The sequence below is a fragment of the Anaerofustis stercorihominis DSM 17244 genome (assembly GCF_000154825.1).
Lineage (GTDB): Bacteria > Bacillota > Clostridia > Eubacteriales > Anaerofustaceae > Anaerofustis > Anaerofustis stercorihominis.
In genome coordinates this window covers 20,052-22,551 of the sequence record NZ_DS560015.1, presented here as the reverse complement: position 1 = coordinate 22,551, position 2,500 = coordinate 20,052, and the positions used below count along the sequence as shown (strand labels likewise).

The window sequence follows — 2,500 nt, the reverse complement described above, 5'->3', positions numbered from 1 at the left end:
ATCATACATGTAATGATTTATACTTGTTAAATTCGGACTGATCCATCTTCCCACTTCACAGGAATTTAAACTTGCGATACTTATATCTTCCGGAACTTTCATACCGCTTTCTTCAATGGCTCTTATTGCACCTACTGCCATTTCGTCATTTCCGCATACCACAACAGTAGGAAGTTCACCCTTTAGCATTTCCTGCATTGCAAGGTATCCACCCTTCATTGTAAAATCTCTGTCAATAACACAATTTTTATTTATTTTCATACCAAGCTCTTTTGAAGTAGCCATCATGACTTCTTCGTTTCTTTTGGCATTATAAGCTCTTTTTTTATCCCCGTGAATAAGCCCCACAGTTTTATGACCCATTACTTTTAAATGTTTCATTAAGGAATATACAGCTTGATCATAATCATTTATTACACTAGAGTATTCGCCTTCTCGGTCTTCTATACCGCATAAAATCACAGGCATATTCATATATTCAAATTTTCTTCTCACGGATTCATTTAATTCTCTTCCCGCAAATATAATTCCATCACACTGCTTTTGATAGAACAAATCCATAAACTCTTCTTCTTTTCTGTTGTCAGCATCACTGTTACAAATAATAGCATTGTAACCGCTTTGCATACTTATATCTTGAACCCCCCTTGCAATTTGGGCATAATAAGGAATAGTAATATCATGTATGACAACACCTACAGTTTCGGTTTTTTGAAGTTTTAAACTTCTTGCTATAGCGTTTGGTCTGTATCCGGTTTCTTTTATCGCCTGTAAAACTTTATCTCTCGTTTCTTCATTTACCAAAGGAACATTATTAATTACACGTGATACTGTAGCTATTGAAACATTTGCTTTCTTTGCAACATCTTTAATTTTTGCGCTCAATATCAGCACCTCCATTTTCACATCGAATAAACTTAAACATAGTTATGTAAAAGTTTTAAATTAAAATCATTTTATCATAGTCGACTTTTTTTTGCAAATGATTATCATGTATTATGAAAATATTTAATGTTTTACATTTCTTTTTATATATTAAAAGTTGAAAACGTATGAAAATAATATATAATTATTATATATAAATAAAGGAGATGAAACAATATGGATAATATTTACCAAAAAAACGCAGAGTTGATTTTAAATGAGTTAAATGAAGCACTTTTAAAAGTTGATCAAAATGAAGTATACAGCCTTATTGAAGAATTAAATAAAGCAGAAAAAATATTTTTTATAGGTGTCGGAAGAGTAATGACAATGCTTCAATGTATTGCAAAAAGACTAAAACATATAGGATATGATACATATATAGTAGGAGAAACTACAGAGCCGCCAATAACAGACAAAGATTTACTTATCGTTGGTTCTGGAAGCGGAAGCACATTAATCCCAAGCGGAATTGCTAAAAAGGCTAAATCTTTTGGAGCAAGAATTGCTCATATAGGAGCAATACCTGATAATCCCCTCAAAGATATAACAGATGTATTTGTAAGAATTCCTGTCAAGAGCAAACAAAATCTACCTGACCAAGTAGATTCAAATCAACCTATGACTTCACTATTCGAACAATCTCTGCTTTTACTTGGAGATACAATCACGTTGACAATCCTTGATATGAAAGACGAACCCGTAAATGAAAGCATGTGGTCAAACCATGCAAATTTGGAATAAATATGAGTAACAACAAAAATATCCAATTTACAAACAATATAAATTATTTTAGATGTCCGAAATGTAAAAGTAATATGATCATAGAAAATAATAGTTTAAAATGCGAGAATAATCATTGCTTTGATATATCGAAAAAAGGTTATATAAACTTTTTAATAAACAGAAAGCCTCCCGAAGGTTATGATAAAACTTTTTTTGAGAAGCGAAGAGAAATGTTAAATGACGGCTTCTATGAACATATAGCGAAAGAAATAACCAATATACTGGATAATTGTACTGATGTAAAAAATATTGTCGATGCAGGCTGTGGAGACGGATATTACTCTCATATAATAGAAGATAAAAATCATAATATATTTGCTTTTGATTTTTCCAAAGATGCGATCAATGTAGCTTCAAGAGGCGTAAATAATATATGTTTTATGGTTTCAGACATTAACGACATACCGCTGAAAGATAAATCTATGGACTGTATTTTAAATATTTATACTCCTGCTAACTATATTGAATTCAAAAGGATTTTATCTGATAGTGGTAAAATCATAAAGGTAGTACCCGGTAAAGAACATTTAAAGGAACTGAGACATATAATAAAAGAACAATTAAAAAATGAAGAATACTCGAATCAAGAAGTAATTGATTGTTTTAAAGAGCACTGCGAACTCATAAATAGAGTCAGAGCTAAAAATACTATAAGAGTGAATAGTAAACAATTGGAAAACCTTATTAGAATGACTCCGTTAATGTTCGATATAGATTTAGAAAATATTAATTATAATGATATTTCTGAAATAACTATAGACGGAGAGATACTGGTAGGGAAAATAAAATA

3 protein-coding genes (1 of these 3 running past the window's edge) are annotated in these 2,500 nt (G+C 30.7%); 2 read left to right on the top strand and 1 reads right to left on the bottom strand.

Going from position 1 to position 2,500, the window contains the following annotated elements:
* Positions 1-885 carry the 5' portion of a LacI family DNA-binding transcriptional regulator gene (locus ANASTE_RS00125; protein WP_039944533.1) on the bottom strand. 117 nt of this gene lie to the left of the window's left edge, so only the first 885 of its 1,002 coding nucleotides appear in the window; it begins with the start codon at positions 883-885; the stop codon falls past the left edge of the window.
* A 216-nt stretch (positions 886-1,101) separates the two neighbouring features.
* Here ANASTE_RS00125 and hxlB point away from each other — a divergent pair, with 216 nt between their 5' ends.
* Together hxlB and ANASTE_RS00115 are read left to right on the top strand one after the other, a co-directional pair.
* Positions 1,102-1,668, top strand: coding sequence for a 6-phospho-3-hexuloisomerase (gene hxlB, locus ANASTE_RS00120; protein WP_007048817.1), 567 nt, complete (start codon positions 1,102-1,104; stop codon positions 1,666-1,668).
* A 2-nt stretch (positions 1,669-1,670) separates the two neighbouring features.
* Positions 1,671-2,500, top strand: an 830-nt coding sequence (locus ANASTE_RS00115) for a putative RNA methyltransferase (RefSeq protein WP_039944530.1), incomplete at its 3' end; no start/stop codon positions are given.

Coding starts and splice junctions, on each gene's coding strand:
- hxlB (WP_007048817.1), top strand. CDS start 1,102: ATGGATAATATTTACCAAAAAAACGCAGAGTTGATTTTAAATGAGTTA.